Origin of the sequence: Caldalkalibacillus thermarum (genome assembly GCF_014644735.1) — a bacterium.
GTDB classification, from domain to species: Bacteria; Bacillota; Bacilli; order Caldalkalibacillales; family Caldalkalibacillaceae; genus Caldalkalibacillus; species Caldalkalibacillus thermarum.
In genome coordinates this window covers 1-25,068 of record NZ_BMKZ01000005.1, presented here as the reverse complement: position 1 = coordinate 25,068, position 25,068 = coordinate 1, and the positions used below count along the sequence as shown (strand labels likewise).

The 25,068-nt window shown below is 50.4% G+C and carries 20 protein-coding genes and 1 other annotated feature; of the genes, 1 reads left to right on the top strand and 19 read right to left on the bottom strand.

The annotated features are described in order from the left end of the window. Positions 1–21: 21 nt before the first annotated feature. The 8 genes from IEW48_RS03145 to IEW48_RS03110 form a co-directional block, all read right to left on the bottom strand. A complete protein-coding gene (locus tag IEW48_RS03145; protein WP_188622542.1) occupies positions 22–1,026 on the bottom strand; it encodes a rod shape-determining protein in 1,005 nt (334 codons plus the stop codon). A 102-nt stretch (positions 1,027–1,128) separates the two neighbouring features. Next, complete coding sequence (gene radC, locus IEW48_RS03140; protein ID WP_276529766.1) at positions 1,129–1,821, bottom strand: RadC family protein; 693 nt, start codon at positions 1,819–1,821, stop codon at positions 1,129–1,131. Between the two features lie 22 nt (positions 1,822–1,843). Then, entirely contained in the window at positions 1,844–2,446 is a 603-nt protein-coding gene (locus IEW48_RS03135) for a Maf family protein (protein WP_188622541.1), read from the bottom strand. A gap of 250 nt (positions 2,447–2,696) precedes the next feature. Beyond that, positions 2,697–3,884 (bottom strand): SPOR domain-containing protein, encoded by a 1,188-nt coding sequence (locus IEW48_RS03130; protein WP_188622540.1) that lies wholly within the window; start codon positions 3,882–3,884, stop codon positions 2,697–2,699. Between the two features lie 87 nt (positions 3,885–3,971). Next, a complete protein-coding gene (locus IEW48_RS03125; RefSeq protein ID WP_229703918.1) occupies positions 3,972–4,790 on the bottom strand; it encodes a prepilin peptidase in 819 nt (272 codons plus the stop codon). Continuing rightward, positions 4,780–6,555 (bottom strand): GGDEF domain-containing protein, encoded by a 1,776-nt coding sequence (locus IEW48_RS03120; RefSeq protein WP_188622539.1) that lies wholly within the window; start codon positions 6,553–6,555, stop codon positions 4,780–4,782. The genes IEW48_RS03125 and IEW48_RS03120 overlap by 11 nt, the downstream gene beginning before the upstream one ends. Before the next feature lie 137 nt (positions 6,556–6,692). Then, the gene (locus tag IEW48_RS03115; protein WP_188622538.1) at positions 6,693–8,012 is read right to left on the bottom strand and encodes a bifunctional folylpolyglutamate synthase/dihydrofolate synthase; all 1,320 of its coding nucleotides are present in this window, start codon (positions 8,010–8,012) and stop codon (positions 6,693–6,695) included. A 13-nt stretch (positions 8,013–8,025) separates the two neighbouring features. Beyond that, positions 8,026–10,701 (bottom strand): valine--tRNA ligase, encoded by a 2,676-nt coding sequence (locus IEW48_RS03110; RefSeq protein WP_188622537.1) that lies wholly within the window; start codon positions 10,699–10,701, stop codon positions 8,026–8,028. A 121-nt stretch (positions 10,702–10,822) separates the two neighbouring features. Next, positions 10,823–11,180: a binding site (T-box leader), on the bottom strand. 214 nt (positions 11,181–11,394) lie between these two features. On the opposite strand from IEW48_RS03110, the gene IEW48_RS03105 reads away from it, so the two are divergent. Continuing rightward, positions 11,395–11,625, top strand: a complete 231-nt coding sequence (locus tag IEW48_RS03105; RefSeq protein ID WP_007506304.1) for a YszA family small membrane protein — start codon at positions 11,395–11,397, stop codon at positions 11,623–11,625. Here the strand turns inward: IEW48_RS03105 and IEW48_RS03100 are convergent. The 11 genes from IEW48_RS03100 to lon form a co-directional block, all read right to left on the bottom strand. Next, positions 11,594–12,634: a YutH/CotS family kinase-like spore coat protein gene (locus IEW48_RS03100; RefSeq protein ID WP_188622536.1), complete on the bottom strand. Its 1,041-nt coding sequence runs from the start codon at positions 12,632–12,634 to the stop codon at positions 11,594–11,596. The genes IEW48_RS03105 and IEW48_RS03100 overlap by 32 nt on opposite strands. Further along, positions 12,621–13,622 (bottom strand): hypothetical protein, encoded by a 1,002-nt coding sequence (locus tag IEW48_RS03095; RefSeq protein ID WP_188622535.1) that lies wholly within the window; start codon positions 13,620–13,622, stop codon positions 12,621–12,623. Before IEW48_RS03095 ends, IEW48_RS03100 begins: the two co-directional genes overlap by 14 nt. Before the next feature lie 76 nt (positions 13,623–13,698). Continuing rightward, positions 13,699–15,177: a LysM peptidoglycan-binding domain-containing protein gene (locus IEW48_RS03090; protein ID WP_188622534.1), complete on the bottom strand. Its 1,479-nt coding sequence runs from the start codon at positions 15,175–15,177 to the stop codon at positions 13,699–13,701. 185 nt (positions 15,178–15,362) lie between these two features. Next, positions 15,363–16,661, bottom strand: a complete 1,299-nt coding sequence (gene hemL, locus IEW48_RS03085) for a glutamate-1-semialdehyde 2,1-aminomutase (protein ID WP_188622533.1) — start codon at positions 16,659–16,661, stop codon at positions 15,363–15,365. Continuing rightward, positions 16,648–17,631: a porphobilinogen synthase gene (gene hemB / locus IEW48_RS03080; RefSeq protein WP_371874807.1), complete on the bottom strand. Its 984-nt coding sequence runs from the start codon at positions 17,629–17,631 to the stop codon at positions 16,648–16,650. The genes hemL and hemB overlap by 14 nt, the downstream gene beginning before the upstream one ends. A gap of 72 nt (positions 17,632–17,703) precedes the next feature. Next, on the bottom strand, positions 17,704–18,519 hold the full coding sequence (locus IEW48_RS03075) for a uroporphyrinogen-III synthase (RefSeq protein ID WP_188622531.1): 816 nt from the start codon (positions 18,517–18,519) through the stop codon (positions 17,704–17,706). After that, complete coding sequence (hemC, locus tag IEW48_RS03070; protein WP_188622530.1) at positions 18,516–19,448, bottom strand: hydroxymethylbilane synthase; 933 nt, start codon at positions 19,446–19,448, stop codon at positions 18,516–18,518. Before hemC ends, IEW48_RS03075 begins: the two co-directional genes overlap by 4 nt. Positions 19,449–19,497: 49 nt before the next feature. After that, on the bottom strand, positions 19,498–20,307 hold the full coding sequence (locus IEW48_RS03065) for a cytochrome C assembly family protein (RefSeq protein WP_229703924.1): 810 nt from the start codon (positions 20,305–20,307) through the stop codon (positions 19,498–19,500). Positions 20,308–20,330: 23 nt separating this feature from the next. After that, positions 20,331–21,707, bottom strand: a complete 1,377-nt coding sequence (hemA, locus tag IEW48_RS03060) for a glutamyl-tRNA reductase (protein WP_188622598.1) — start codon at positions 21,705–21,707, stop codon at positions 20,331–20,333. A gap of 144 nt (positions 21,708–21,851) precedes the next feature. After that, positions 21,852–22,493, bottom strand: a complete 642-nt coding sequence (yihA, locus tag IEW48_RS03055; RefSeq protein WP_188622528.1) for a ribosome biogenesis GTP-binding protein YihA/YsxC — start codon at positions 22,491–22,493, stop codon at positions 21,852–21,854. Continuing rightward, a complete protein-coding gene (gene lon, locus IEW48_RS03050) occupies positions 22,490–24,835 on the bottom strand; it encodes an endopeptidase La (RefSeq protein WP_188622527.1) in 2,346 nt (781 codons plus the stop codon). The genes yihA and lon overlap by 4 nt, the downstream gene beginning before the upstream one ends. Positions 24,836–25,068 lie beyond the last annotated feature (233 nt).

Below are 25,068 nucleotides of genomic sequence, written 5' to 3'. Positions count from 1 at the left end.
CACCTACTTATTCTCACCTGCTTATTTTTTGGAGCTGAACTTGTATTCCAAATAGCGGCCGGTTCCGATGGCGACGCTGTCCAAGGCGTTCTCTGCCACAATGACCGGGATGCCGGTTTCTTCGCTTAAGACGCGATCCAGGTTGCGGAGCAGCGCGCCTCCTCCTGTGAGCACAATTCCCCGGTCCATCACGTCAGCTGCCAATTCGGGCGGCGCTTTTTCCAGCGTAATTTTGACCGCTTCAATAATGGATTGGACTGTGTCGTTTAATGCCTCGGCAATCTCTTTGGAAGTAATGGTTATGGTTTTGGGCAGTCCCGTCACCAGATCACGGCCCCGGATTTCCATTTCTTCCGACTCATCACCGCTGTCTGCGGTGCCAATATCTATTTTCAGCTGCTCTGCCGTACGTTCACCAATCATTAAATTATATTTCCGTTTCACATACTGTATGATGGCGTCATCCATTTCATCTCCAGCCACACGGATAGAACGGCTGGTCACAATGCCACCCAAAGAGATAATGGCCACTTCAGTGGTGCCGCCACCAATATCCACAATCATACTGCCCGTTGGTTCCCACACGGGAAGATCGGCACCAATTGCCGCAGCAAACGGCTCCTCAATCGTATACACTTCTTTTGCGCCAGCTTGCTTGGTGGCATCTTCAACTGCCCTTTTTTCTACGGCTGTAATACCGGAAGGCACGCAGACCACCACATTTGGCTTGCGTGACAACCACGGTTTTCTCTTCTGGGCTTGAGAAATGAAATATTTCATCATGGTGGCCGTTGTTTCAAAGTCGGCAATCACCCCGTCCTTCATGGGACGCACAGCCACAATATGGCCAGGGGTGCGGCCGATCATGTTTTTTGCTTCGTTACCAACCGCTTCAATGGTTCCTGTATCTGTGCGAATGGCCACCACGGATGGTTCCCGCACAATCACACCTTTGCCTTTCACATAGACCAATGTGTTGGCCGTGCCCAAATCTATGCCCATATCTCTTGAAAATCCACCAAACATGGTTCATATTCTCCCTTCATGCAACACTTAAAGTCGTGATGTCCTGGTATATAAGCTTGATATCATCCAACGGTTTATTTTTTATTTAAAGAGGGAAAAGTTCTACATGTAACCTTTATTTTTGAGGCTGATGTAGCGTTCATGACCAATGATTAAATGGTCGAGGCACTCAATGCCCAAAATCTCCCCTGCCTGTTGCAGGCGTTTCGTGACTTCAATGTCCTCGCGGCTGGGGGTAGGGTCCCCGCTGGGGTGATTGTGGGCAACAATAATGGAAGCAGCACTCCATTTGATGGCTTCTTTATAGACCTCGCGGGGATGCACAATGGAGGCATTTAAACTGCCAATGAAAACCGTTTTTTCAAAAATCACCTGATTTTTGGTATTTAAATAAAGACAATAAAATTTCTCCTGCAACTCTAAGCTTAAGCGTTCCATTAAATAGGCGGCTGCATCCTCAGGGGAGCGGATGGCCGAGAGTTCTTTCTGCCGTCTGGCCACACGGCGTCCTAACTCCACACCGGCTTTAATTTGAACCGCCTTGGCTTGTCCCACACCTTTGATGTGCATCAATTCTTCCACACTGACATCATGGAGGCGGTTGAGGGAACCAATTTCTTTTAAGATGCGGGAAGCCAGGTTGAAAACAGATTCCCGGTGGGTCCCCGTCCGCAGCAAAATGGCCAATAACTCCTGATTGGTCAGCGCTTCAGGCCCTTCTTTGATCATCCGTTCTCGTGGTCGTTCTTCTTGCGGGTAGTCACGGACCATCAAGGGCGGATTATCCGTTGTCATAGCCACCCTCCATTGAACAAGATTAACGAGCCACTGTTAACACATTGAGGCCAAATTGGTGTAAAAACTGTGCCAGCAAGGCAACCGGCAGGCCCACCACCGTGAAATAGTCCCCTTCGATTTTGTCCACCAAAATAGCCCCCAGACCTTGAATGGCATAACTGCCTGCTTTGTCCATGGGCTCTCCGGTGGCAATGTAAGTTTTGATCTCCTCAGGTGTGAGAGGGCGCATATGCACCTTTGTGGCCTGATAACCCACACATGCTTGGCCATCCGTCACATCGATGACAGCCAGCCCCGAATAGACGGTATGCACCTCTCCTTGCAGACGGGACAACATCTCAAAGGCCTCTTGATCATCCTTAGGTTTGCCTAAGATTTCCCCGTTGAAGACGACCATTGTATCTGCGCCAATGACAAGGCCCTTGTCATAGTGGCGGGCCACATCCGCCGCTTTTCTATGAGCCAGTTTTTGCACGATCGTTGACGGTGAATCCTGGGGATCAAACGTTTCATCCGCCTTGCTGGGATGAAGGCGAAAAGATAACCCCAGGCGATCTAGCAGCTCTTTTCTCCGGGGTGAAGATGAAGCAAGAATGACAGGCGTCAAATCTTTCACAGCCATACATAATCTCCTCTGTTTGTTGGTTTCCTCTGCCTATGATACGCTTAGTATATGTTTCTTGCTTCCCCCCATACAAGCACGATTCTATTTTATCAGCTACGCTAGAAAAAGTGTAGCAAAAAAAGAAGATAAAAATCCTCACTCATGACCTATTTCGTCATGAATAAGGATTTTGTGACTGGAATGAAAACGACAAAAAAATCCAATTTTAAACAGTCTGGACCAGATTGGTGTGAAAGCATGACAATCATCAAGGGATGAAGTGGCTGACCAAGTGTTCATAGGCCGCCAGATAATTCAAGCTGGCCTGTTGCACCTGCCACAGATAACTGGGATGGGACTGTTTGCGGTATGCTTCCAGGGCCGTTATGGCTGCTGACAACTCCCGCAGCAACTGTTCACCGGCCCGGGCCATTTCACCGTTTAGCCCGGCTAAAAGCGCTTGTCCTTCCTTCAAAAACAGGCGATGCTGTTCTTGTAAATCTTTCCATTCTTCTTCCGTCAGTTTAGCTCTTCTTTGTTCCAAAAGGACAAGAGAAGTGCGGGCCAGATCGCCCAAAAGTTGATCTCCTCTAGCCAAATAAGCCGGCAAAACAGACAAATCCTCTTCCAAATGGCTGATGTCTGCCTCAATTTCCCTGGTCTCATGTGTGCGCACATACACCTCGATGCCTTCCTGCTTGACATAGATCCCCAGCCGCTCAGCATCATCTTTGGCCACAGCCAGTCCCATATAGATACGGTAGGGAGCTTCTCCTGGGGAAACCAGTCCGGCCAGCCCCTGGCGCTCCAACTGTTCCCTCACTTTTTCGGCGGCCTGCTGTTCGGAAAAAGCCCCGGCCTGGACCACATAATAGGTGCGGGAGGGCAAATACAAGCGCCCGTCCTGTACATGTCCTGCTGGCAGCATTAGCGCACCGTTTGCACCTGTCGAATCTTGGCTGTGAACAGCAGACATCTGGGAGTCCGTTGCGCTGGCCGGCGCCTGTTCTGCCCCTTGTTCGGCAAAAAGGGCAAGCACCATCATCCCCATAATCACTCCCAAGGCGATGGCAGAGGCGGCAATCAAAGCCAGTTTGGAGCCTACTTTCAGTTTGGGCAAAGACAGTCTTGTCCGGCTTGTCTGCTTCTTACTCTTGTTTTTACTGCGCCGCCCGGAGCGGCTGGGGGGCAAACTGGGGCGGCGTGTCGCTGCTTTCTTGTCCCGCTCGTCAATAAGAGACGGAGCTTCTTCATTGTTAATCTCTCGGGACCAGGATGGCCGCTGGGCAGACCCTGCATATATCCTGGAGTCTTTCCTATTGCCGTTCTCCGGTCTGCTTGTCCTTGCCGTGGTGTTGATTGTCCTGCCGGTGTAACAGGTTTCCCACTGAATGTCTGGATGATCCCCGTCCTTATCCGGCGGAAACAGGAAGGTGAGCTTGTTTTTGGTTGTCATGGCTCTCGCTCCTCTATTAATCTCGTGCTTTTACCACTAGTCTATGAGGAGCTGGCAGAATTAGAACTATAAATGCAACAGCCCGCCTCACCACAAGCCCATATACCACTGCCACAGATCCTCACCATACAGGTAAGCCATTAGGGTTCCGATCCAGATGAAAGGAGCAAAAGGAATCGGCTGCCGGCGCTTTAAGCGGCCCAGAGCCAAGAGCACAACACCAGCCAAGGTGCCTGCGAACGAAGCCAGTACTAAACTAAACAGGCCCAGACAGGGACCAAGGGCCAGGCCAATAGCCCCGGACAACTTCACATCCCCCATGCCCATGCCCCCGCGGCTGAGTACAGCAATAACTAGTAAAAGACCAAACAGCGAGAGCCCTCCTAACACATACCACCACCAAGGCTCAGGGCCGTACCACAAGCGGACAAGCAAGAGTAAAACCAACAGGGGAAAAGTGATTTTGTCCAATATCAGGGTGGCCCTGAGATCAGTTAGCATGGCCAGCACTAACATGGAACTGAGCAGAAGGCCAACCAGGAATTCACCACTGAGACCGAAGCGTACATAAACCAAGTAGAAGGAAAGGGCCGTAACCAATTCTCCGAAGGGATAAAGCCAGGAGATCGGAGCCAGGCAATGGCGGCAGCGTCCCCCAAGCCAGAGATAGCTAAGGAAAGGGATTAACTCCAGCCAGCTAAGCCGCGTCTGGCACTGGGGGCAACGAGAGGGAGGCCAGACCACAGACTCCCCTTTAAGCAAGCGGTAAGCCACTACGTTGTAAAAACTGCCCATTAACAGCCCTGAGACGATCACCACGAGATCAAGCAAAAGCACTGTCTTATTAAGCATCGCCGCCACTCTCCATCTTTTCACCAGCTCCAGACGGTAACTGCTAAAGTCCACTCTCGCGGGTGTTGCTTCCTCGCTGCTCGACCTCCTCCCTGTAAACCGCCACTTTGTTGCGCCCCATGCGCTTGGCGCCCAGATACATGGCCCGGTCTGCGCGGCGCATCAGACTGAATGGATCATCAGCATGCTGCGGATAAAGGGCTAAGCCAATGCTGACTGTCACGTTGAGCAGGACAGGCTCGGTTTGATTTTCTTCATTCAAGTGGGGAACCACCTTAATTTCCGTTTGTTCAATACGGGCCCGTAACTGTTCGGCCCACCTGTATGCCTCCGCTTCGGTTACGTTCTCTATTAAAATCGTAAACTCTTCCCCTCCGTAACGGGCGGCAATCCCCTTTCCATCAACAGCTTCCTTTATGACAGCAGCAACCCGCTTCAGAATCTCATTCCCTGCTAAATGACCATATTGGTCATTCACCTGTTTAAAATGGTCAATGTCCAGCAAAATCAGGGCCAGGGACCGTTCCCTGCTGGCTTGTTCCAGTTGTGCAGACAGATAGGATACAAAGTAGCGGTAATTGTACAACCCGGTTAACTCATCCCGCTCGCTTAGTTGTTTTGTTTGTTGATAATCATAAGCGTTTTTGAAGGCAATGGCCGCTTGGCTGGCCAAAATTTCCATCAGGGTCACATCTTCTTTGGTATAACGGTTCGGTTCGTTGTGACACACCGTTAACACACCGTATACTTTTTGATCATATTTCAGGGGCACGGAGAGGATCGACTGCTGCTGGTGCAAACAGTGAGGCTCGTGCCTGAAATGGAGATCCTCTTCCTCCCTGCCAATCACCTTGGTTTGCCCCAGGCTGGCTACCTGTCCGCTCAGCCCGTCACCGATTTCTACTTGTACACGCATAAAGCCCTCATATTCATCGGACGGAATCCCTTGCCCAAGCAAACGCACGGGTCTTAATACACCCTGCTCATGATCAACCCGAAACAGATAGCAATATTGATAGGGCACTAACTTGGCAGCTGCTTGCACCAAGCGGTCGGCCACATGGTCGAATTGGAGCTGGGAAGTCATATCATTGCCCAAATCGTGGATGATCCGGAATTTTTCATTCACGATATTGAGCCGGTGATATAACCGCAAAATAACGGAAAAAGAAACGAGGGGAAACACCACGTACAAGAATACCCAGACACCAATTTCAGCATAAAGCACATAGATCAATAGGCCGGTAGGGGTCATCACCGTGAGGGGGACAATTTCCCACCATAAAGACCGACCAAAAAATTCAGGTTTCTGATTATACAACAAGTATTTAACCAATTTAAACAACAAGTGATTAATGAAAATCGCTGAGACCAAATAAGCAATGGCCGGCACAATTAAAGCAGGGAATGTGTCTACTGTAAAAGGCCCTGTTCTGCCACCAAGCAAATAAAAAATTCCCGCAGAGCAAACGGAAATAATTAAAAACATCGTCATATTAGCGACATACCGTTCCCACTGTTTTGCTTTAATACGCAGAAGGGTCACCAGAATAGCCAGCTGTGTCAGAATAGCTTCTATCCAGAAGCCATATTGTAAAAAAGCAGCAATGGAGACGGCATTGGTAAATACGATAGTGGTTCCTTTGATTTCAATGGGAAACAGATTGACAAGAATCATGAGCATTAAAAAGAAAAAGATACCTGCTATATCCTTGGATTCTAATTCTTGCCAATTAAAATTAATCAAAAACATAAGAAAAAAACAGGAATAAAGGACGATTGCACAGCCAGCTATCAAGGCACTTCTCCATCTGGCCATTTCCCCACCGCTCCTTATCACACTGCACGCCTTAAACCCACCCTAAATCTACGTTTATCTTACACTTTTTTTGGGGAAATGACAATCAATTTAGGAAGATTTGACTATGCCAATCGTCCTGCATTTTTTGACAAAATTTACCCTCTCAATTTTTGACGCACCTCAGAGATGAAATAGAGTGAGCCTGCAAAGCAAATCCCCTCTTGTGTTCCTGCCGAGGCCACGGCTTGGCGGTAAGCTTGTTCCCAATCTGGTTCCATTGAAATATCGAAATCCACCTGGCGCAGGCTTTGCTCTGCTGCTTGCAGCAAATCACTTGCTGCTGCTGTGCGCGGTCCCCCCTCAAACTGGGTCAGGACCAATCGCTTGGCGACGCCTGCCAGAGGTTTGATCATCTCCGCCACCGGTTTGTCTTTCATGGCTGAAAAGATAATTGTCCATTGATGACGGGGATAATGGCGCGCAAGAGACTGAGCCAAAGCCTCCATCCCCTGGGGGTTATGGGCCCCGTCCAGCAGCACCAAGGGCTCGTTCTGTATCACTTCCAGACGGCCGGACCAGGTGGTTTGCTCCAGCCCCCGCCGCAGTTCCTCCTCTTCCCAAATCAGGGCATAAAACTGCTTCAGCACTTCCAGTGTCATTAAGGCGACAGCAGCGTTGTGAAGCTGGTGCACCCCTTTCATCCGGATGTGCAACTGCTCAAGCCGGGTAAATAAGGAACGGTATGAAAAGGACTGACCTTCTTCATCATGGGCTTGATCCTCAATGAAAAAGGCTTGTCCTAAACGGTAGATTGAAGCCTTTTTCTCCTTGGCCGTCCGTTCTATCACTTGATATGGCCCATTCTCTTCAACGGCGGTAATCAGAGGCACACCCGGCTTGATGATCCCCGCTTTCTCCGCTGCAATTGACTCCAGGGTATCACCCAAAAGGTGCATGTGGTCATAGCCCACATTGGTAATGACTGTGGCAATAGGGATCACAATGTTGGTAGAGTCCAGACGGCCGCCCAGGCCCGTTTCCCACAGCACCACATCGGGTGAGGCAATGCGGGCAAAATATTCAATGGCCAGCGTGGTTACCACTTCAAATTCCGTTGGCGAGCCCAGCTCAGTCTGGGCCAGCTCCTCCACCAGCGGCTTGATTTTGTTCACCACCTGCACCAGGTGCCCATCGGCGATATCCTCTCCATTCACCTGGATGCGGTTTTGAAAGCGGATCAGGTAGGGGGAGGTAAATGTGCCTACCTGATACCCCGCTTCCTGCAACACGTGCCGCATAAAGGCCAGGGTGGAACCTTTGCCGTTCGTTCCGGCGATATGCACACATTTGAGCAAACGCTCGGGATGGCCCAGCCGCTCCATCAGCCATTCCATCCGCTTCAGACCCGGTTTGATGCCCAAATGCTTCAGGCTGTGAATCCATTCAATAGCTTCCTGTGCTGTTTGAAAACCCATCTTACATCCCCCGTTAAGCCATTTTTTGCAACTCTCTGATCCGCTCTGTCACCTGTTGCAACTGTTCCTGATAACTCTTCAGTTTTTCCCGTTCAGCTTCCACAACGTGTCGCGGCGCCTTCTCTACAAAGCCTGGGTTGGATAACTTCTTCTCGGCCCGGGCCACTTCGGACTCCAGTTTTTCTTTTTCTTTAGCCAGGCGGGCTAACTCTTGCTCAATATCGATCAAGCCGGCCAAAGGCAGATACACTTCAGCCCCGTTCACGACGGAAGACATGGCTTGTTCAGGGGCCTCCAGGGACGTGCTGATCTTCAATTCATGCGGATTGGTCAAGCGGGCAATAATCTCCTTATTCCGCTGCACAAATTGTTCATGAACCGGAGAGGACGGTTTGATCAGGATATTCACTGCTTTACTCAGAGGCACATTCACCTCTGCGCGAATGTTGCGCACGGCCCGGATCACATCCATGATCAGGTTCATCTCTTTTTCCGTTTCAGGATGGTCAAACTCGTCTCTGGCTTCAGGCCAGCTGGCTACCGTAATGCTTGGGCCGCTGTGGGGCAGATGCTGCCATATTTCCTCGGTAATAAAGGGCATAAACGGATGTAACAGACGTAAGGTCTGATCCAGGGTATAGGCCAGGACAGCCTGGGTTTCCCGCTTGGCGCCTGTATCATCACCATACAGCGGAATCTTGGCCATCTCGATATACCAGTCACACAACTCATCCCAGATGAAATGATACAACAGACGTCCTGCCTCACCAAACTCATACTGGTCAGCCAGCTTGGTCACTTCGCGCACGGTGTGGTTGAGACGGTGCAAAATCCAGCGGTTGGGTGCAGACAGCTCGCCGCCAAGATCCACCTGCTCCCCGTCAAAGTCCTGCAGGTTCATCAAAGCAAAGCGGGAAGCGTTCCAGATTTTGTTGGCAAAGTTGCGGGCCGCCTCCACTTTCTCCCAATGGAAGCGCAAATCATGTCCCGGTGAACTGCCGGTGGCAAGCATAAAGCGCAAAGCATCAGCCCCATGTTTTTCAATCACATCCATTGGGTCGACCCCGTTGCCCAGCGATTTGGACATTTTGCGTCCCTGGGCATCACGGATCAGGCCATGAATCAGGACGTCTTTAAAGGGGCGGGCCTTCGTAAACTCCAAGGCGGTAAAGATCATGCGGGCCACCCAGAAGTAGATAATGTCGTAACCTGTCACCAGGCAGTCGGTGGGATAGTAACGCTTCATATCCGCGGTCTCATCCGGCCAGCCCATGGTGGAGAAAGGCCACAAGCCGGAGCTGAACCAGGTGTCCAGCACATCTTCATCTTGGGTAATGTCTGTTGTGCCGTATTTTTCCTGGGCGATCTTTTTCGCTTCCTCCTCCGTGCGGGCCACAATCACCTCGCCGTCCGGTGTGTACCAGGCCGGGATGCGGTGCCCCCACCACAGCTGACGGGAAATGCACCAGTCACGCACATTCTCAATCCAGTGTAAATAAATCTTTTCAAAGCGCTCCGGGACAAAGTTGACCTTGGTCTCCTCTTTGTGTTGCAGACGGATCGCCTGTTCAGCCAGCGGCTTCATTTTGACAAACCACTGGGTGGAAAGGTACGGCTCGACCACAGCCCCGCTGCGCTGGCTGTGCCCCACGCTGTGCACATGGTCTTCAATTTTGAACAGCACGCCCTGATCTTGAAGATCTTTGACAATTTGCTTGCGGCACTCAAAACGGTCCAACCCTTGATAGGGGCCTGCATTTTCATTCATGCGGCCGCTTTCATCCATGACCAGAATCTGCTCCAGTTGATGGCGCTGGCCAACTTCAAAGTCATTGAGGTCATGGGCCGGGGTAATTTTCACCGCACCGCTGCCAAATTCCGGATCGACGTACTCATCGGCAATAATGGGGATCTCCCGGCCGACGATGGGCAGCTTGACCCTTTTGCCAATCAGATGCTGGTAACGCTCATCTTCAGGATGAACGGCCACAGCGGTATCCCCCAGCATCGTCTCCGGACGGGTGGTGGCCACTTCAATATAGCCGCTGCCATCCACGAGCGGATAGCGCAAATGATACAGGTGCCCTTTCACTTCTTTGTATTCGACTTCTATGTCAGACAGGGCAGTGCGGGTCTCCGGGTCCCAGTTAATGATATATTTGCCCCGGTAGATCAACCCTTTTTCATACAGGCGGACAAACACTTCCCGCACGGCCTTGGACAAACCTTCATCCAGGGTAAACCGCTCCCGGGAGTAATCCAGGGACAAACCGAGCTTGGCCCATTGTTCACGGATGACGGAGGCATACTCTTCTTTCCATTTCCACACTTGTTCAACAAAAGCTTCCCGCCCCAAATCATAGCGGGTTTTGCCCTCTTCTTTCAATTTGGCTTCCACCCGGGCCTGGGTGGCAATGCCGGCATGGTCCATCCCGGGCAGCCACAGCGCATCATAGCCCTGCATGCGCTTGATGCGGATAATGATATCTTGCAGCGTGCCATCCCAGGCATGGCCCAGATGCAGGCGGCCGGTTACATTGGGCGGCGGGATGACTATGGTAAACGGCTCTTTTTGCGGGTCCTCACTGGGCTTGAAAAACCCGTGTTCCAGCCAGAATTGATACCATTTGCCCTCGGTCTGTTGAGGGTCATATTTGGTGGGCATGGACAGCCCTGTTTCGTTGCTCATCAACGCTCACTCCTTAGGACTTCATATTTTTTGCAACACGCCAACGTTTACTGGATATGCTCGCTAGATGCCAAACTTAAACAGGCAATACACCGGTAAACAAATAAAAAAGCCCCTCATCCAAAAGGACGAAGAGACTCCGCGGTACCACCTTTTTTTACTTGCCTTTTCACGGCACAAGCCGCCAGGCCCCAGTTGAACACACGGAGTCCACACGGAAGACCCGGCGCTTTGAATCAGCCGCCGACTTGGCAAGTACCCTCAAAGAGATAACGGCTCTACCGATTTTCCCTACTGCTTGCCTCACCTTAAGCCTTAAAAGCATGGTATGCTCCCCCAGGCCATACCCTTTTGGGGCAAGGTTCAGGAAAATGACTCGAGGGCGACCTTCAACAGCTTTGTCATGGAAAATGTTTCAGCCTCGCATTTTCCTCTCTGTAATGACGCCGCTATCTACTCTTCCCTCTCATCGTCGTCAACCTGTATGGGATATTGTACGACTGACGTTACACCTATGTTTGACCATTATTTTACTGTCTATACCTGCCTTCGTCAAGCCCAGTCTGCACAGAGCCAATATTCAAGTGATTGGGGACGCATTTGCCTTGCCGGAGGGAAATCACACAGATCAGTGTGTATCCGTTTATTTCCGCTTTGCATATGCTGTACTAGACTCTCCTTCAGGTGATCATCATGAGCTTAAACTTAAAATTGAACAAATATAAAATTAAACAACACTACTTGCAATTTAAGCAGCGTTGCAAGTATTGGGGTTATAAGTCGAAAGAGATTGCCGCACAGATTTTTCTTCCCCTGGCCATTTTTCAATTGGTACGAACCATCATTTTTCCCACAGCGTTTGATGTGTTGCTGCTGCTGGTGATTTTTGTGATCATCCTTTTTCTGCTGATTGATTGGATGTAGTGTGCAGCAAGGCTTTGGCCAGCCTCCGCAGGTGGCGCAAACGCTCCAGTTCCTTTTCAAAACGATGCAAACATTTCAGGGGAGGCAGGTCCTTTTTTTTCTGGTAATACATGTCAATCTCAGTGAAGGGGCCTTCGGGAAAGAGCAGCAAAATAGCCAGCAATCCTTTGTCAAAGCGATTCAGGGGAAACTGGTTTTCATATGCGGCCAGCCAGGTCAGGCCATCTTTCGCCCTCCCCGAAAGCGGATGGGCGAAATGACGCCTGAAAAACGGTACCAGGTCCAGCACAGGATGGGCCATTTTGCTGTGGTCAAAATTAATCAGGTAACATTTTCCGTGCTTAAACACCACATGGGGACGGGTCAGCCGCCCATGACAAAGCACAAGGGGCCAGCAGTACTCCCCCTTCCCGCGCTCCAGCCAGGCTTCCAAATGAACGATCGACCGGACGGCACGTTGATGTAAGCTGTCAAAGTGAAGCAGAAAACTTCCCTCTAGGGGAGAACACAATGGCTTCTGCTCGGCTTTTCTTCTGTATTGCTCCATGCGGCTGAGCAGTTTTTGCCACCGCATTTTCATCTGTGTCAATGCTTCGAGCGGCTTCTGGACCAGAGAAGTCCGGGTTAAGGTGAAGCGGTGGAGGCGTCCCAACGCAGTCAGCACGCTCGGTTCCCAATCCATCCGGTACTTTGCTTCAAAATCGTCATTAAGCCAGGGGGTGACATAATAGAGCCGGTCCAAGTAACAAACAAAGGGATCGCCAAATTTATTGGGGTAAAACGGGATGAGGGGAAATTGGTCTTTCTGGTTAAATTGTTCAAACCACCTGGCCAGGAAACGGAGCTGCTGGACTGAGGCTGCTGTCTCTTTTAAAGCGAAGGTTCCCTGCGGACAAGCCAATTTAAAGACTCGTCCGACCCGTGTGGTTTTATGCGGATACAGATCGTATTCGTTCAAGACCAGTTCTCTGACTAACGCTGGGGCCTCTTGCTTGTCAATCAGCCACATAGCTGAGTGCCGCCTCCCGCCTTTTATCTATTTGCCTAGCTACCCATAGATGCAGCCGGTCCAGTTTGGCCTGCTGTGCGGTTAAACGCTCCCATTCTTTCTCCCGGGAAGCTTCCTCCCCCTCCGACTCAACATAGCTCTGCAGAAATGTATAGAGACGGTCCGGATAGACCAAATGAGCAAGCAAGTGATGGAGGGCATAGGTTGACAGCTGATAACCATGCTCAAAAGCTGTAAAGAATGTCTCCAGTTGGCTTTCGTCCGCACCGAAGCGAAGCCAGATCTCTTGCATGAGTTGAGCTAACGCTTTTAAGCCCAACACGGGTTTTTCAAGGGGGCCTTCGAAGGCCAGACAACACCCTGCCACCACTTTCCACGATGTGTACTTTAAGCAAGGCAACGAAAGCATTTGGGATAAGACTGGCTCGCTGAAATGGTACAGTTGGACTGCTGCGCGCCAACGTTCATCAAGCAACGGCCATTGTTCCAGAATAAGGGAAGCTAAGTTGCTTTGTTTTGTTTCTACTCTATGTTTTAAGTCTTCCAGCTCGCCAAAGGAGAGAAGCGGCGCTGGAATCTCCACCGTTTCCAAGGCGAATGGCAGCTTCAGAGCATCTTCCACAGCACGGTGAATCAAAGCTGTACATGTTCCTAATGCTTGCCATGCCTCTGGGCGGGAAAAATCAACCGGTTCACCTCTCAGGTGGTCCCTGACCACCAAATATCCGGATGGTGTAGAAAGATAAGCGCTTTTACAGCGGGTTAAAATGAAACGGTCCACCTGGCGGAAACCTCTTCTCACTGCTGCTTCCCGCCAATGATAGGACCATTTCAATGCCTCTGGATCTTTGATCTCTGTCACCGACTTTGGCCCGCAGTCTGTTTCCAGTATAAACCCATCTGCCGTACGCTGGACCTGATAAACTTGAAAATGGTAAGCTTGACTGACAGCTTCAAGTTCTGGGGAGGCAAACAAAAGGCGGGTCAAGCTCTCACCCCCCTTTGAGTGATGGAAAATATGCTCCAAGCAAGGGAAAAGTGAAAACCGGCGAAGATGAAACCTTTTATTGTTGTTGGGCTGTGATGGGGATATAGATCACGTCCCCTGCATTCACTTGGCCGGTCTGTAAACGGTTAAAGCGGATAATCTCGTCTGCTGTCACCTTATAGCGCTCAGCAATCTGGTCTAACGTTTCATGGCGTTGGACAATGCACATTTTCAACTTGGTACGTTTGACAGGCTCCTCTTCTTTACCTGACATCAACTTGCTAATGAAACTGCCCACTTTTTCCGCTGGACGCTGGGCCTCCTGTTCCGGTGCTGCCGTCTCAGCGGCGCTGACAGACTCCCCTACAGACTCCCCTTGGTCTTCCGTCTGGTCTTCAGCCCCGTTTGTTTCAGGCTTAGGCCGAATGGTGGTCTCCAGACGGGAGGGCGCAGCGGCTTCGGCCGCTTTCTGGTCTGCTTCCTCCTGCCGATCTTCATCCCCTTGACCGGTTGAACCTTGTGACTGTTCTGCAAGTGATTCTTGTTCGTCAAGTGGTTCTTGATTGTCGTTTGGCCGGGTTTCGTCTTGTGGTTCTGGCTCCATCTTTAGCTGTTCACTCTGGATCTCCAGGCCGTCTTCCTGCCCTTTGTCAACAGGCGGTTGACCGGTTGGTTGTTCCTGCTCTTCAGCCCGGGAAGAAGCTTGAACATCAGCTAGCGGTTCTGTGGAACCCTTTTCCAGCGATTCTGTGGGACCCTTTTCTGGCTGAACAAGAAGGTCCTCCTCACCTGCCGCTTGGCGGGTGGTCGATTTATCATCGGCCTGGGAGGCACTGACTTCAAAACTGAACCCCGTTTGTTGAAACGCATGGGCTTCCTCTTTTGCTTGCCAGCTGTCTTCCCCTTTCCTGCTGTCTGTTTCATCCACGTCTTCTTTCCTGTTGTCCGTTTCATTCACGTCTTCTTTCCTGTTGTCCGTTTCATTCACGTCTTCTTTCCGGCTGGCCGCTTCATCCACCTCTTCTTCCGGCTCCCTTCTGTCAGATTGTCCAAATGCTGAAGCTTGCTCGCCAAATGGATGTTGTTGACGGGAGGTGTTATCCACTTTTAAGCCGTTTTCCACCCCGAGCAGGGAAATATCCGCCTCAATCACTAAACAGTTGCCGTTTTGAAGCGAATAGTCAAACTGATCAATGCTAATATAGACATCATCCAAATTTTCCACTTTACTTGAGGGAACCGTAATATCAAGGGGAAAACGCTTCTCAATTCTCCCCAAGTCAATCGGATCAATTTCTTTTTGTTCAACATGCAAGTCCTGAAACTTTAACTGCTCTTGGAGCGAACTGCTTTCCAGATCCAACTCTTCAGGCGTATTTCGGAAGCGGCCCGTTAAGACAAGGTAACCCTTAATGTTGACCAGCTGATCTTGTTCCAATACTTCCACATCAGGTTCCAGATCCAGGCTGACAATCTCCGTTGCATCGGCCCGGTTGTTCAGCCAAACTGTCTCTTCCAAATGAAACTGGACTCCAGATCCACGATCGAAAGACATCATGCCATCCTCCTTCCAAACCACAATAAGGGCTTTATGCTAATATATATGGGAATGTCCGCCCATTTATAACCCTTATATTCGGAGCAATGGAAGGATAAAAAAAGAGCCACCTCCTTTACCTTTTTCCTGCGGCTGTCATTCCTAAAGGTAAAGGTGTGGCAAACAGATGGCTTTCTATTCCATTAGGCCTCCTCTTTAGCCAGGGCAGCCATAGCCTTATCATGGGCGGCAATGGTCCGGTCCAGATCCTCTTTCGTATGCACAATGGAGATAAACATCCCTTCAAACTGAGAGGGCGGGATGTAGATGCCCTGCTCCACCATCAGCTGAAAATAGCGGGCAAACCGTTTTAAATCTGAACGGCTGGCCTGTTCAAAGTTGGTCACCGGCCCTTCTGTAAAGAAGAAACCGACCATAGAGCCTACGCGGTTAATAGTATGGGGGATACCGTGTTTCTCGGCGTTGTGGCGCAGCCCCTGCTCCAGGTATGCCCCTTTTTCTTCCAGTTCGTCATAGCGCTCCCGGGTCATCAAGGACAGCGTTTCAAAGCCCGCTGTCATAGCCAGGGGATTGCCGGACAATGTTCCAGCCTGGTAGATGGGTCCAACGGGGGCCACGTGTTCCATGATCTCTTTTTTACCACCATAGGCCCCGACCGGAAGGCCACCGCCAATCACCTTGCCAAAGCAGGTTAAATCTGGGGTGACCCCATACTTACCCTGGGCGCAAGCATAGTCGACACGGAATCCGGTCATCACTTCGTCAAAGATCAACAGGGCGCCATATTCCCGGGTAATCTCCCGCAAACCTTCTAAAAATCCCGGAAGAGGCGGCACGACACCCATGTTGCCGGCTACCGGTTCCAAAATAACGGCTGCAATGTCCTCACCATAACGTTCAAAGGCCAGTTTGACACTGTCCAAGTCATTATAAGGCACCGTGATCGTATGCTGGGCAACCGTCTCCGGTACACCGGGGGAATCGGGCAAACCCAAGGTGGCCACGCCAGATCCGGCCTTGATCAGCAGGTAATCGGCATGCCCGTGGTAACTGCCGATAAACTTAATAATCTTGTTGCGTTTAGTGTACCCCCGGGCGAGGCGCAAGGCGCTCATGGTGGCCTCTGTGCCGGAGTTGACCATGCGCACAATATCCACACCTGGCACCCGTTCCACCACCAGCTTGGCCAGTTCCGTCTCTATCTCCGTCGGAGCGCCGAAGCTGGTGCCGTTTTCCGTCACTTGCTTTAATGCTTCCACTACCCGGGGGTGGGCATGACCGGCAATGAGCGGTCCCCAAGAGGCTACGTAATCAATATATTCGTTTCCGTCAAGGTCATATACTTTGGATCCTTGTCCCCGTTTGAAATAGATTGGATTCATGCCCACCGATTTAAAGGCTCGCACAGGGCTGTTGACCCCGCCGGGAATATACTTTTGTGCCTCCTGAAAGGCGGCAATGGAACGATCAAAATGAGGCATTGTGCTTCCCTCCTAACCATTTGGCAACATCTTTCGCAAAATAGGTCAAAATCAGATCGGCACCGGCCCGCTTCAGACCCGTTAACAACTCTAATACCACCTCTTGCTCGTTAATCCAGCCATTTTGGGCTGCCGCTTTGATCATGGCGTATTCACCGCTCACATTATAGGCGGCCAGCGGGTAGGGAAAACGGTCTTTCAATTCCCGGATTACATCCATGTAAGCCATGGCTGGCTTGACCATGAGCATATCGGCCCCTTGCTCAATATCGGCTTGTGCTTCCCTGAGCGCTTCCAATCGGTTGGCCGGATCCATCTGGTATGTTTTACGGTCCCCAAACTGGGGAGCAGAATGGGCGGCATCACGGAAAGGCCCGTAAAAAGCAGACGCATATTTGACAGCATAAGACATAATCGGCACATGCTCATAACCTGCTTCATCCAATCCATGACGGATGGCATAGACAAAACCGTCCATCATATTCGAAGGAGCAATCACATCAGCTCCGGCCCTAGCCTGGGAAACGGCCGTTTTGACCAAGAGCTCCAGAGAGGGATCATTCTTCACTTGGCCGTCTGCAACAATGCCGCAGTGACCATGATCAGTGTATTGGCACAAACAGGTATCCGCTATGACCACTAAGTCCGGGGCTTGTTCCTTGACCTGGCGGATCGCCCGCTGCACAATGCCCTGTTCAGCATAAGCCTCGCTTCCCAGCGCATCCTTATGGCGGGGAACCCCAAATACAATAATCGCAGGAATATGGAGTGAACGGACAGCCTCAATCTCCTCATCCAGGCGGTCAAGGGAAAAATGATACACACCGGGCATGGAGGGAACTTCTTCTTTGATATTCTCCCCTTCCACAACAAACACTGGATAAATCAGGTCATTCACGCTGAGCTGTGTTTCACGCACCATGCGTCTGATGGTATCCGATGAGCGCAAGCGGCGCAAACGTTCAAACATGGTTTCCACCTCACTAGAGAAGATTAAATTTAGGCTGGTTTAACCAAAAGTGAATCGCTTTCTAAATGGCCATTATCTCTGCAGGGAATAAAACACTTCCAAGGCGTCAATCAAACCTGCAATGGTATGTTCCTTGGCGACCACCTGAACCGCCAATCCCCGTTTTTCCGCCTCTTTGGCCGTCACCGGTCCAATACAGGCGACGGTCACCGCTAAATCCTTCTTGGAGATGTTGTGAACGTTGAGCAGCTGGTCAAAGGCTTTGACAGTAGAGGCACTGGTAAAGGTTATCACGTCAATGCGGCCCTTCTTTAGGTCCTGCACAAACGTTTCCTTGTTGTCGGTTGCATATTGAGTTTGATAAATAATCACATCCTCCACGACATATCCAGATTGGCGCAACTGGTCGAGAAGATAGGGACGAACCACTTTGGCCCGTGGATACAAGAGCCGGCTTTCCGGCTTAAGCCCGTCTTTCAACAGCGCCACCAGTCCCTCTTGTTTGTAGTCGGGGGGAACATGTACGCGGGAAAGACCATGCTTATGTAAAGCCCGGGCTGTTGTGGGGCCCACCGCTGCCACAAACAGCCGCTTCAGCCGGGAGACGATTCCCTCTGTACCGTCTGCAGCAGCCAACTCCCCGGCTCGTCTAAAAAAGTAACGGACAGCATTGACGCTTGTGAACAGAACAGCATCGTAGCTTTCTAAGTGTTGAAGGGCACGATCCAATGGGGTCAGGTCATCCGCCCAAACGGTCCGGATCAAAGGCAAAACGTAGGGACACGCTTTCCGTTCTTCCAGCTTGGCTATCATTTCTCCGGCCTGTTCCCTTGGCCTGGTCACCACAACAGTTACCCCGGCTAAAGCTGAATCTTTTATCTCGTTCATTGCTCCAGCTCTTTCCTCACTTGATCCAGAATCTGCTCTGCCCCCCGTTCCTTAAGACGCTGGGCAGCCTGTCTCCCCAACTGGACAGGATCGTGTCCGGACACACGTTCCTTAAGTACTGTCTTCCCGTCTGGTGAGGCGATCAAACCTGTCAACACCAGCTCTTGAGCGTTCATTTCAGCATAACAGGCCACAGGGACATGACAGCTACCTCCCATTTCGGCCAGGAAGGCGCGTTCCGCCATCACAGCCAGCCCGCTCGGTTCATGATGAATGTAGGTCAACAACCCTTTCAGTTCCTGGTCACTGGCGCGGCACTCAATCCCTAAAGCCCCCTGCCCCACTGCCGGCAGGCAAATGTCTGGCTCCAGGTACTGGGTGATGACCTCATCACTTAAGCCCATGCGCTTTAATCCGGAGGCAGCCAAAATGATGGCATCATAATCTTCTTCCCTCAGTTTCCTCAACCGTGTATCCACATTGCCCCGGATCCATTTGATCTTGACATCGGGTCTGGCGTGCAAAATTTGGGCTGCCCGGCGCAAGCTGCTGGTGCCTATCACCGCGCCATCCGGCAATGAATCCAATGTCTGGTTGCGCTTGGATATCAAGCAGTCCCGCGGATCTTCCCGTTTGGGAACACAAGCCAGTTCCAAACCAGGCGGCAATTCAGCCGGCATATCCTTTACACTGTGCACCGCAAAATCGATCTCCCCCTCAAGCAAAGCCTGCTCAATCTCCTTCACAAACAATCCCTTGCCTCCGACTTTAGACAACATGCGGTCCACAATTTTGTCACCTTTGGTCACAATCTCTTTAATTTCAAAGGTATAAGAGAAACCTAATGAATCCAGCTGGCGAATCACCCAGCGCGTCTGGGTCAAAGCCAGCTTGCTCCGCCTTGAACCAACCACAATATGTCGCGCCATGATTAACCACCCTCTCCAAAATTGCTGTTCGCTGCTCTCCTAATATGAGTTATATATGAAACTGAGTAAACAGAGTGGAAACCAGATAGTTGGCCAAAAGGACCAGAAAACAAATCACATTCAGCTCGGCCAGTTGTTTTCCTGCCCACCCCCGAACAAGACGCTGATAGAGATACAAATTGTACAAAACAATCACCAGAACGGAAAACAGCACTTTGGCATCCAGCCAAATCGGAATCTCCAGGGTATGGTAGGCCCAAATCACCCCCAGCACCAAACTCATAAACAAGAGGGGCACGCCAACCATATTGACCCAAAAAGCAGCCTTATCCAGCTGCATGAGACTGGGCCAGCGGTAAAAGTGTTTGATCTTTTTCCGCTTTAACAAAGCATGCTGCACCAGGTACACAGACGATAAAATAAAAGAGATGGTAAAGGCGGCATAACTGAGAAAGGCCAGCGCGATATGGATAAACACCCATTCCGAATGGAGTTGATGGGCCAATTCAGGGGAGAATTCCCGCCCAGCCCGAAACAAACTTAAGGCCATGATCACAAAGCCAAAAATATTAGCAGAAAACAGAATAAGATCCATTTTTAAAAACCAATTGGTGAGCAAGCTGAAAGTGATAATCAGCCAGGCATAAAAAAATAAAGTGTCCGATTGGGACAAAAACAACAAGGTCTGCTGCTGGGCGGCCTTGGCCGCAAAGTAAACGGTTTGCAAACCCCAGACAATAGAAAGCAACCAGAAGGCGATCTTGTTGGCCTTCCGGTTGGATTGGAGCATATCTATGAAGTACAAAAGCAGACTGAAGATGTATAGCACCAAGAGTAGAGAATAAAACCAGCTGTGCATCAGCACGAGGGCAAGAACCTCCTTTAAAGTTGTAAGGGAAGTTCTTTGGGAGGACCTTCCTTGTACCCTTTTTGTTGTTTATCCAGATTCTCGGCCAGCTTTCTCGCTTGCTCTATCTTTTCTTGCTCTTCTAACTCGTCTTCAAGGGCAAAGATTTTGGTGAACAGCTCCAGTGACCGTTTGGCATCGGCTTCAGCGGCCATTTCTTTGAGGCGCACAATGGGATCATGCATCATCTGATTAATAATGCTTTTTGTATGCTTGCGGATCACCCGCAGCTCTTCTTCTGTTAAATCAGGCAATTTGTTTTCAATGCGCCGCATGGCTTCTTCCTGAATGGCTGTTGCTTTTTGGCGCAAGGCAGTAATCAAGGGGACAACGCCCAAAGTGGCCACCCACTGTTTAAAGGCTTCCATTTCTGCTTGGATCATCACTTGGACTTTTTCAGCCTCTTTTTCCCGTTCCCTCAAATTAGCCTCCACGATCCCGTTCAAGTCGTCAATATCATAGAGAAACACATTTTCTATATCATTAATAGCAGGATCTAAGTCCCGTGGAACGGCAATATCGATCATAAAGAGCGGGCGGGCCGGACGCCGCTCCATGGCAGCTTCCACATCCTGGCGGGTTAAAATATAGCCCTTGGCCCCGGTGGAGCTGATGATAATATCGGCCTCGCACAACGCGTCACCCAGTTGGTCAAAGGCAAGGACACGACCTCCAAACTTGGCGGCCAGCCCTTCGGCCCGTTCCAGTGTGCGGTTGGCCACCAAGATATCGGTCACACCGTTATCGGCCAGATGTTTAGCCGTCAGTTCACTCATTTTGCCGGCACCAATAATCAAGGCTGTTTTCCGGTTAAGATGACCGTAAATTTTGCGGCTTAATTCAACGGCAGCATAGCTGACCGATACGGCATGCCGGCCGATCTGCGTCTCGGAATGGGCCCTTTTGGCTAAGGTGATCACTTGCTTAAACAAGGTGTTAAAAATGGTACCGGTCGCCCCTGCTTGTTGGGCCGCAAAGAAAGCCTCTTTCACTTGCCCCAAAATTTGTGTCTCTCCGATCACCATGGAGTCAAGACCAACGGCCAGCCTGAATAAGTGTTCAATGGCCTGGTCATCTTCCTTAAAGTCAAGGTAAGGCATAAATTCACTTCGTTCGATGTGAAACCACTCGCCTAAAAACTTGGTGACAAAGTCCCGGCCCCGGTGCAGTTGATCAACAACAGCAAACACTTCTGTGCGGTTACAGGTAGACAAAAGCACACATTCTAATATACTTTTCGTTTTCTGCAGCTGATCCAGGGCAAGGGGAATCTCTTCTTTGGTCAAGGTAAAGCGTTCACGCAGTTCAACCGGTGCCCGTTTGTAGTTTAGACTGACCGTCAACAGATGCATCTGTTTCACCTCAAGTTCTAACCCCATAACCTGTGTTTCCTAGAGTCCACACTGGACGACTATTACTCCAGTTTCATTATATCAGACTTATTAGGTTTATTTTCTGTTAAAATGTGAAAACTATGCGAACAAAGGCCAACCCTTTCAGGCAAGGCCCCTTGGCGGTGAGTCACTTTTGTTTTCTAGCGTTGTTGGAACCTTGTGGTCAATATAGGGTTTCAGGGCGGCCCATACCTCTTCCTTGCCAAGACCGGTCTCTGCCGAAAAGGCAATGAGCGGCACGTCTTTAGCAAGTTGCAGCGTTTCTTTTACGATTTTGAGGTGTTTCGCTATCTTTCCCTTGGAGATTTTATCTGCTTTAGTGGCGATCACCAGCCGGGGCAAGGCCATAGCTTGTAGCCAGTCAGCCATCATTTGGTCATCCCTGGTAGGTTTGTGGCGGATATCCACCAAGTGGCAAATGAGCTGTAACTGCTGGCGCGTGGTCAGGTACTCCTCAATAAACCGCCCCCAGCGCTCCCGCTCTGTTTTGGATACTTTGGCGTAGCCGTAACCTGGCAAATCAACAAAGAAAAACTGTCCGTTGATTCTATAAAAGTTAAGCGTTTGTGTTTTTCCCGGTTTGGAACTGGTCCGGGCTAAATTTTTGCGATTGATCAATTTATTGATAAAAGACGATTTACCCACATTAGAACGCCCGGCCAAAGCAATCTCTGGCAGGGCTTCCTGTGGATATTGTTTGGAACTGACGGCGCTTGTCACCAGTTCGGCCTGGGTCACCTTCATGCCTGTTCCCCCTTTTGGTCTACAAGGGCATGCTGTAATACTTCATCCATATGTTCGACAGTGACAATGGCCAGTTCGTCACGCACGCTTTCCGGAATCTCATCGATATCTTTGTCATTCTCTTTAGGGATGAGAATTTTTTTCAAACCGGCCCGGTGGGCGGCTAAAGCCTTTTCTTTCAGCCCCCCGATGGGCAGCACTCTGCCGCGCAGGGTAATCTCTCCCGTCATGCCCACTTCTTTGGAAACCGGTTTGCCGCTGAGCGCAGAAACCAGGGCGGTGGCCATGGTAATGCCGGCTGAGGGACCGTCTTTGGGAATCGCCCCTTCAGGCACATGGATATGGATATCTTTCGTTTCATAAAAGTCCGGATCAATACCCAATGCTTCCGCTTTGGAACGGATATAACTGAAAGCCGCCTGGGCGGATTCTTTCATCACATCTCCTAATTTGCCCGTTAAGGTCAGCTTTCCTTTGCCAGGGACAACAGTGACTTCAATACTTAAAGTGTCACCACCCACTGATGTCCAGGCCAGCCCTGTGGCCACCCCCACCTGGTCATCCACTTCTGCCAATCCATAGCGGTATTTTGGTTTGCCCAACAGCTCTTCCAACGTATTTTCCGTCACCACAACCCGCTTTTTCTCACCGGCGACAATCGTCTTAGCCGCTTTACGGCAAATGGCGGCCAACTGCCTTTCCAGGTTGCGCACCCCGGCTTCCCGGGTGTAGCGGCGGATCACTTTGTAAACCGCCTCTTCTTTCACCTGCAATTGATTCTTTTTCAGACCGTGCTCTTCCATTTGTTTGGGCAGAAGGTAATTGAGGGCAATCTCCTTTTTCTCCACTTCCGTATAGCCGGGGATATAGATCAATTCCATCCGGTCCAACAGGGGACGGGGAATGGTATGGGTGGTGTTGGCCGTGGTAATAAACATCACCTTGGACAAATCATACGGTTCTTCAATAAAATGGTCACTAAACGTACTATTTTGCTCCGGATCCAAGACCTCCAGCAAGGCGCTGGCCGGGTCCCCCCTGAAATCATGGGCCATTTTATCAATTTCATCCAATAAAAAAACAGGATTGACCGTACCGGCAGTTTTCATGCCCTGGATGATGCGCCCCGGCAAGGCTCCCACGTAGGTGCGGCGATGTCCCCGGATTTCCGCTTCATCCCGCACCCCTCCCAGGGAGATGCGCACAAATTTCCGTCCCATAGATTTGGCGATGGAACGGGCCAGTGAGGTCTTGCCCACGCCAGGAGGTCCGACCAGACACAGGATGGGTCCCTTGATTTTATTCACCAGTTTTTGAACTGCCAGATATTCAAGCACGCGCTCTTTCGGCTTTTCCAGGCCGTAATGATCGGCGTCCAGTATTTTCTCCGCTTCGGAGATATCAATGCGGTCTTCGGTCTGTTCAGTCCAAGGCAGATTAAGCAACCATTCAATATAATTGCGGATGACGCTGCTTTCAGCGGAAGTGGGCGGCATTTTTTCGTAACGTTCCAGTTCCTTCTCCACCTTCTCCTTAATGCGGTCTGGAACGTTTTTCTCCTCGAGACGTTTGCGCAACTCTTCCACTTCGCCAGCCCGGCCTTCTTTTTCTCCCAGTTCTTTCTGGATGGCTTTCATTTGTTCCCGCAGGTAATATTCCTTCTGGGTTTTCTCCATGGACTTTTTAACCCGCTGGCCGATGCGGCGTTCCAGCTCCAGGACTTCTTTTTCGTTATTTAAGATGGTCAAAATTTTTTCCAAGCGGTCGCGGACATTGATCGTCTCTAAAATGTCTTGCTTGTCTTTGATTTTGAGGGAGAGGTGGCTGGCGATCACATCGGCCAGGCGTCCTGGCTCGTCAATATCCCTGACCGTAGCCAGCGTTTCCGGAGTAATCTTTTTGGATAATGAGATGTATTGTTCAAATTGCTTTAATACCGCACGCATAAACGCTTCCGTTTCAAGCTCATTGTCGTCCCAGTCAGCCAGTTGCTCGGCCTTGACAATAAAAGCTTCTTCATCGGCAATAAATTCCTTGATTTTGGCCCGGTACAAGCCTTCTACCAACACCCGGATGGTTCCGTTGGGCAGTTTCAACATTTGTTTGACGTGGGCAATGGTTCCCACGCGGTAAATGTCGTCTTCAGACGGTTCATCTATATGTACATCTTTTTGCGTTGCCAACAAAATCTGATGTTCATCAACCATCGCTTTTTCCAAAGCGTTGACAGACTTTGTTCTGCCTACATCCAAATGCAAGACCATTGTGGGATAAACGATAATCCCTCTCAGAGGCAACAAAGGAATCACCCGTTCTTGTTGCCCGCTATGGCCGTTCCCCATAAACGTCACCTCCACTAGCTGTGCGGTTGAGAACTGTTTTTCAATCCGAATGTATGTCTCATTTTAGCTCATCCGTTTCATTTTGTCTAACAGAAGCCGGGAGCGAGTGTGAGTCAAGTATTTCCGGGCAGAGTTTTTTATCCCCATCATGGATGTAAGCGGATTCATTGTTTGAGGGTACTCTCTTGGTCATTTCTTATCCTGTTTTAAAAACCAACCAATCCCTTCAGTGC

Excerpts from the sequence above, each read along its gene's own strand:
- IEW48_RS03105 (WP_007506304.1), top strand. The coding sequence starts at position 11,395 with ATGAGCTTAAACTTAAAATTGAACAAATATAAAATTAAACAACACTAC.
- yihA (WP_188622528.1), bottom strand. The coding sequence starts at position 22,493 with ATGAAGGTGACCCAGGCCGAACTGGTGACAAGCGCCGTCAGTTCCAAA.
- IEW48_RS03115 (WP_188622538.1), bottom strand. The coding sequence starts at position 8,012 with ATGGGTTTTCAAACAGCACAGGAAGCTATTGAATGGATTCACAGCCTG.
- IEW48_RS03120 (WP_188622539.1), bottom strand. The coding sequence starts at position 6,555 with ATGGCCAGATGGAGAAGTGCCTTGATAGCTGGCTGTGCAATCGTCCTT.
- hemC (WP_188622530.1), bottom strand. The coding sequence starts at position 19,448 with ATGGCGCGACATATTGTGGTTGGTTCAAGGCGGAGCAAGCTGGCTTTG.
- hemA (WP_188622598.1), bottom strand. The coding sequence starts at position 21,707 with ATGCATCTGTTGACGGTCAGTCTAAACTACAAACGGGCACCGGTTGAA.
- IEW48_RS03110 (WP_188622537.1), bottom strand. The coding sequence starts at position 10,701 with ATGAGCAACGAAACAGGGCTGTCCATGCCCACCAAATATGACCCTCAA.
- lon (WP_188622527.1), bottom strand. The coding sequence starts at position 24,835 with ATGGGGAACGGCCATAGCGGGCAACAAGAACGGGTGATTCCTTTGTTG.
- IEW48_RS03145 (WP_188622542.1), bottom strand. The coding sequence starts at position 1,026 with ATGTTTGGTGGATTTTCAAGAGATATGGGCATAGATTTGGGCACGGCC.
- radC (WP_276529766.1), bottom strand. The coding sequence starts at position 1,821 with ATGACAACGGATAATCCGCCCTTGATGGTCCGTGACTACCCGCAAGAA.
- hemB (WP_371874807.1), bottom strand. The coding sequence starts at position 17,631 with ATGTTTGAACGTTTGCGCCGCTTGCGCTCATCGGATACCATCAGACGC.
- IEW48_RS03090 (WP_188622534.1), bottom strand. The coding sequence starts at position 15,177 with ATGTCTTTCGATCGTGGATCTGGAGTCCAGTTTCATTTGGAAGAGACA.
- IEW48_RS03130 (WP_188622540.1), bottom strand. The coding sequence starts at position 3,884 with ATGACAACCAAAAACAAGCTCACCTTCCTGTTTCCGCCGGATAAGGAC.
- IEW48_RS03135 (WP_188622541.1), bottom strand. The coding sequence starts at position 2,446 with ATGGCTGTGAAAGATTTGACGCCTGTCATTCTTGCTTCATCTTCACCC.
- IEW48_RS03065 (WP_229703924.1), bottom strand. The coding sequence starts at position 20,307 with ATGCACAGCTGGTTTTATTCTCTACTCTTGGTGCTATACATCTTCAGT.
- hemL (WP_188622533.1), bottom strand. The coding sequence starts at position 16,661 with ATGCCTCATTTTGATCGTTCCATTGCCGCCTTTCAGGAGGCACAAAAG.
- IEW48_RS03100 (WP_188622536.1), bottom strand. The coding sequence starts at position 12,634 with ATGTGGCTGATTGACAAGCAAGAGGCCCCAGCGTTAGTCAGAGAACTG.
- IEW48_RS03075 (WP_188622531.1), bottom strand. The coding sequence starts at position 18,519 with ATGAACGAGATAAAAGATTCAGCTTTAGCCGGGGTAACTGTTGTGGTG.